We start from the raw sequence: 5,898 nt of genomic DNA, 5'->3' as shown, positions 1-5,898 counted from the left end.
CACGTGTTTTACCACTGCCCGCCCCCGCCAAAACCAAACAGGGGCCAGAGATCATTTTAACAGCAGCATCTTGCCCAGCATTGAGTTTCATTGTTTATCCAAGAAAGAAAAAGAGTAAGGAATCGTTACACAATAACTTGCGCTAAATTGTTTTCAAAAAGCCTGATGAAATCGTTACAAAATAACTTGCGATAAATTGTTTCCAAAAAGCCTTAAGTGACTGGCTATTTTAAAAACAAAATCACAAGTAATGTTGAAGCCAATTCTAAATGACGGGTTATTTTGAAAAAAAAGCGTAAGTAATTTTGAAGTTGATCCTAAATGAGAGATATTAAAACAAAAATGCTTAGGGCTAAAGCGCTAAGTTCAAACAAATTCACCACAGAGGCACAGAGGAAAAGGAAGGGAATGCCCGTTCAAAACAAATTCACCACAGAGGCACAGAGGAAAAAAGCATCTATTTTATATTTTCTTCGTGTTCTCAGTGTAGCGCAGTGGCTCTGTGGTAAAAATATTGTTTACTGGGAAAGGCACTTTCAGTAATTAATTATCAGCAAAAAAACGCGAGAGAGACAAAAGTCTCTCTCGCATTTTAATGGTGTTATCTGGAAGTCGAACGTTAGTTCTGCCTATTTTTCTTAAGTCAAAACAGGCAAGGCGAAGGCCTCACTTCCAACAAATGCAATTGTTAATGCACAAATTTAGTAAACAGATCCGCATTTAACCATAAGTGGGTCAAAATACTAGCTGCATAACCTAATGCAATAACAGGCATCCATTTAAGATGTGCGCCAAAGGTATAAATACCACGAGCTTGTCCCATTAGTGCAACACCGGCAGCAGAGCCTACAGATAATAAACTACCACCCACACCTGCCGTTAATGTTACCAGTAGCCACTGACCTTCACTCATTGAAGGCTCCATGCTTAATACCGCAAACATCACGGGAATGTTATCTACAATAGCCGATAAAAGTCCCACTAAAATATTCGCCCACGTAGTAAAGGCGGGATCGGCATACATTGCTGTTGACATTAAACTTAAGTAACCGATGAAACCTAAGCCACCCACACAAAGTACCACGCCATAGAAGAATAACAATGTATCCCACTCTGCTTTAGCAACTTTACCAAAGATATCAAATGGCGCGCCATCACCTAAAGTACGTAGGCGCTCATGCTCTTTAACATCATCTGTATTTTCAATCGCACGATCATAATGTGATTTATGTGTTTTACGTAGGAAGAAAGCGAAGAACTGTAATAAACCAAGACCTGTCATCATACCAAGTACTGGAGGCATACCTAAGAAAGAGTGTCCCATAACAGCAAAGAAAATAGTCATTAAGAACAGACCAACAATACGTTTAGCACCCGGCTTCATGTGTACCACTTCACCATCACCCTGTGCAACTTCTTTCGAAATATAGAAACTCATAATGATAGCAGGAACAAGAAAGTTAACCGCAGATGGCAAGAACAGCTGGAAGAAATCAGCAAAAGGAACCATGCCTTTTTGCCAAACCATCAGTGTTGTGATATCACCAAATGGGCTAAATGCACCACCGGCATTAGCAGCAACAACAATATTAATACAAGCAAGGGCGATAAATTTAGTGTTTTTTCCACCCACTTTCATCACGATTGCACACATTAGCAGTGCGGTTGTTAAGTTATCTGCAATCGGTGAGATAAAGAACGCTAAAATACCCGTTAACCAGAAAATATTACGTAGCGTGAACCCTTTGTTTACCATCCAAGCACGCAGTGCATCAAACAATTGACGCTCTTCCATTGCATTGATGTAAGTCATCGCGACCAATAGGAAGAAAAACAGCTCTGCATATTCAAGTAAGTTATGGCGGAAAGCGGCTTCTGCTTCATGGTTCATACCATGTTGCATCGCATAATAGCCGATCATTGCCCAGATAATACCCGCAGCCACTAAAACAGGCTTAGACTTACGTAGATGAATCACATCTTCAAGCATGACCAGCGCATACGCAATACCAAAAATAAGCAGTGCAGCATAACCGATACCGTGTGACGTTAAGTCCATTGTACCACCGCTTGCAAATAGCGTGGGTGAGAAGAAAACAGCAATAAGTGTCAATAACACACCTAAGGGTTTATATTTTTGTAACATTTCGATCTTCCTTAAAGAAAATGAAGTAAATGAATAGGATAGACTATAAAAGAGTCGGTGGATAAATTTCGCGCGATACTAGCATAGAGATCTAAGGAAAAACAGCAGTAAAAATAGCGAGATAGTGAAAGTTGGAGGTCACGTTAAAAGGGGCATAATGTGTCTGTGTCGATACTTCATATTAGCGTGGCTAAAGCAGCATATCCAAATAAAAAACACAACTCGGACGTAGGAGCGAATTGAACGTCAGTTCAATCTCATGAGCGGGTAAGCTCTGCGAACCCTTTTTTTAGTCCTGCCTTGTTAACTAAGACGCAACTAAAGCATCACGTCCAAAAGCATGTCAGTCACTTAGGAAGTGGGACTTCAGTCCTGCATGTTTTTTATTGTTAAACAGGCGCAGCTAAAGCAGCACGTCCTATTTGATTTTTAGATTTGTACACAAATGTAATATGATCAAAGCTTCATATTGGACGTAGGAATTTAATCCAATTGGTATAATATGTTATTTATTAAAAAGTGCTGTCAAATAACGCGCAGGGATCATGGTTTCTAATTCAGCATCACTGTTTTCACTTTGCTGTAGAATAAATAACACACCATCTTGTCGGCCATTTTCTAACAGCGCTGTTGCAACAGGGAAAGAGAGGCTTTGAGTCACTAAACACGTTTTATCATCACAATCGCGGGCAACCGATTCTGATTTTAGTGATATTTGTTCCTCCGCAATGGTCACTAAATTATAGGTAACCTCACGGTTTTCTATTTTTGGCTCGCGGTACTCAATAGTAACGTTAACAACTGAATCCACTAATTGCATATTATCGTTACTAATACTAGCCAGCACATTCAGCACAGAAACTTTTAGCGCAAGGTTATTCTCAAGCAGATCAACAGGAATAATCTGTTTGCCCACAATTTCAGTATGCGTATCTAAACTATTTTTTTGTACCACAACATCGTCAGCATAGTTATCTGAGATAGGATTTGATGAGCAAGCGACAAGAAAGACAAATGAGCTAATAATTGATAGTTTTTTTAACATGATGATTCCAATTTAGGCTGATAGAGTTTGATGAATATATCAGATATAAAAGGGAAATAAAGCCATTCTCATTACAATAAAAATGGCTTATGTCGTTATTGCGCTAAAATCCACGTTAAAATTTCAGCTTTTTCATCGCTACTGGCTTTTTCATACCAATATTCAAGCATTGGCAGAATTTTACCTTCAGCATTAAGTGGTGCTTCAATTGATTTTCTATTTTTGAATGCCCAATCTGTGAATTGTTCTTTTTCTGTGTCAGAGGCTTTAACAAAGAGGTCTTGGCTCATTTGTAGTGGCGAGCTTGTAATTTTCTTAGCTACGATAGGTGCAATCGAAGCGGGTAATGCATTAGCGGTGTATCCATTTAATAGTGCGCTGATATACTCACCCGGCACACTAAATTTTAACTTCTTACTGCCCGCATCTGGGTAAAGTTCATAGATAAACTCACTGTCAAGCGCGTTTAAAAGATCTTCGTTGCTCACTGGGAATGTAAAATATTGCGTTGCTATACAATTTTCCGTACACATACTTGTTGCTACTTTATAAGCTTTAATCTCGACTTTTTTTCCATTAACAGCAGCATATTTGTAAGGGTTATGCGTTTCAAAATATCCTAATACCATTTTTACCGTTGAATTAGGCGCTTTTTGCCCCTCTTTGGCGATATTTGCAGTGATAAACATTGTCGCATCAATCACACCACTATTAGAACCACTCATATTATTTGGCTGTAACTTTTGTCCCTTCACTTCAAAGTAGGTTGGTTTGTTATTCACGCTATCAATCGCATTACTCAAATCATCATCAGTAGAAAGTGTTGAACAAGCAGATAATAGGGAAGCAATGGAAAGTAATAGTATTTTTTTAAGCATCTGATTTTCCTTTATAAAGATGATAATTTAAATGAAAATAAAGGCAACTTACCTGTTTTTCAATAAAAACGCCAGCATAAGCTGGCGTTTGACATGAAGATTAAAGTAAGGGTTTCTTAGAAACCGTACTCTAGACCAACACGTGTGACGATTTGTGTATCAGCAGCACCTTCAGTACGACCAGCTACACGAATGTAAGGAACGAAACCATTAATTACGCCCATCACTTGTAGAGAGATAGTATTTGCATCTGAATCTGCATTTGTAGTGCCATTAGTTTCAGATTCTAAATTTGCAGCGTAACCCGCTTTAATACCTAGAGGACCATTCCAGTATTGTGCGATTACAGAGTATGAACCTTGAGTGATTTTATCACCGGCAACACCTTTATAACCATCTAGCTCTTCGCCTTTATATGCGGCAGCAAGACCGAAACCACCAGGAAGTGCAACTTCCGCACCTAAGATGTATGCTAAGTTATCTTGACCAGCAACACCTTTAAAGTCAGAACCCGCTTCAATACCAGCCATTAAATTTACAATGCTAACAGAGTAACGTGCGTTAGCACCAAAGAATACTGAATCATTGTTTGTTGGACCACCACCATTTTTTCCAGCATCAGTACCGACAGAGAAAGCAGTAGTAAAACCACCTAAGCTTGGTGCATCGTAACGAATTTGGTTAGATTGACGATCGTAATGTGCAGCGATACCACCCCAGTCAAATACTGAACCTAGCCCTGGGTTAGAGAAAGGCCAATCAACAATTTCATATAACGGTGTTAGAACACGACCAAAACGAACTTTACCCCAGTCACCTTTAAGACCAACAAATGTATCACGGAATCCTAATACACCACCAGAAACACCACCATGACCCCAGTCAGTATTATCAACATAACCAGATTCGATTTGCATGAATACGTCAAGAGAATCAGTCATTGCTTTACCCGCACGGAAACCGATACGAGATTCATTTTCAACACCAAAGCTTTCGTTACCTTTGTTTTCTCCAGTAACATTGTAGTTAACCACAGAGATTGCAGCAACACCGTAAACTTCTACAGAGAAATCGTTATTTTGACCAATTTCGTATGCGCTTGCACCAAAAGCAGTTGCTGCAAGAGCAGCTGCGACAAGAGTTTTCTTAAACATAATATTATTCCTTTAAATAAACAGTATTGTTTATTGGCTTCCATAATCCATAATCCATGTCCATGAAGCCAAATTTTATTGTTATAACGTTTTAAAATTTTCGCCAGTACATCATGTGCTAACGAGAATTAATCTAGTTAAAAAGCGAACCATTTCTTTTTAACTTCGACAGACCAAGTAATTAATCTCAACCTGTCTGCTTGGAAGTAATACTACCTTCGTGGTGCAAATTATCAATGGAATTCACTATCTGATACCCTAAAAAAGGAGCTTGGTCACAGTATTAATTTGAATTCACTATAACCCCTTTAATTACAACATGTTAAGGTGGAAATAGGCATTAAAAACACATTTACAGAAGATCCAGCTCACAAGTTCACTGTATTTTGTGAGCTAGATCGACAACAAAAAAGTGTAAATGACAAAGGCTTTATTTTTATACCGAATTAAGTGGAAGGTTTGATGGTTTTAGAAAATAAAACGATTGCAAGTTTAATCCTAAATGAGCAGGGCAAACGGATTTAAATAATACAAGTTAAGTACCAACCCCTTCGCCAAAATGGAAATCAACCCATTTTGGCTGACTTTTTTGCCTGTATATATTTGATTTGTATTGGTGTGAAATTCCATTTTAAGCTTAAATAAAAATTGGCGAAGGTATTGAAGTACAGTTAA

General features: G+C 38.5%; 5 protein-coding genes. All 5 read right to left on the bottom strand.

What is annotated here, in order from left to right; all coding sequences use genetic code 11:
- A partial coding sequence (locus G322_RS24925) for a UvrD-helicase domain-containing protein (RefSeq protein WP_156873989.1) occupies nt 1–91 on the bottom strand: 91 nt, incomplete at its 3' end.
- A 597-nt stretch (nt 92–688) separates the two neighbouring features.
- On the bottom strand, nt 689–2,152 hold the full coding sequence (gene nhaD, locus G322_RS0117035; protein ID WP_028866710.1) for a sodium:proton antiporter NhaD: 1,464 nt from the start codon (nt 2,150–2,152) through the stop codon (nt 689–691).
- Between the two features lie 499 nt (nt 2,153–2,651).
- Nucleotides 2,652–3,191, bottom strand: a complete 540-nt coding sequence (locus G322_RS0117030) for a hypothetical protein (RefSeq protein WP_022942911.1) — start codon at nt 3,189–3,191, stop codon at nt 2,652–2,654.
- A gap of 95 nt (nt 3,192–3,286) precedes the next feature.
- Complete coding sequence (locus G322_RS0117025; protein ID WP_022942910.1) at nt 3,287–4,069, bottom strand: hypothetical protein; 783 nt, start codon at nt 4,067–4,069, stop codon at nt 3,287–3,289.
- Between the two features lie 116 nt (nt 4,070–4,185).
- Nucleotides 4,186–5,223, bottom strand: coding sequence for a porin (locus G322_RS0117020; RefSeq protein WP_022942909.1), 1,038 nt, complete (start codon nt 5,221–5,223; stop codon nt 4,186–4,188).
- Nucleotides 5,224–5,898 lie beyond the last annotated feature (675 nt).

The sequence above is a fragment of the Psychromonas hadalis ATCC BAA-638 genome, assembly GCF_000420245.1.
GTDB lineage: Bacteria > Pseudomonadota > Gammaproteobacteria > Enterobacterales > Psychromonadaceae > Psychromonas > Psychromonas hadalis.
Note: the sequence above shows the minus strand (reverse complement) of the source record. Positions and strands in the feature narration are given on the sequence as shown.

Coding starts and splice junctions, on each gene's coding strand:
- G322_RS0117030 (WP_022942911.1), bottom strand. CDS start 3,191: ATGTTAAAAAAACTATCAATTATTAGCTCATTTGTCTTTCTTGTCGCT.
- G322_RS0117025 (WP_022942910.1), bottom strand. CDS start 4,069: ATGCTTAAAAAAATACTATTACTTTCCATTGCTTCCCTATTATCTGCT.
- G322_RS0117020 (WP_022942909.1), bottom strand. CDS start 5,223: ATGTTTAAGAAAACTCTTGTCGCAGCTGCTCTTGCAGCAACTGCTTTT.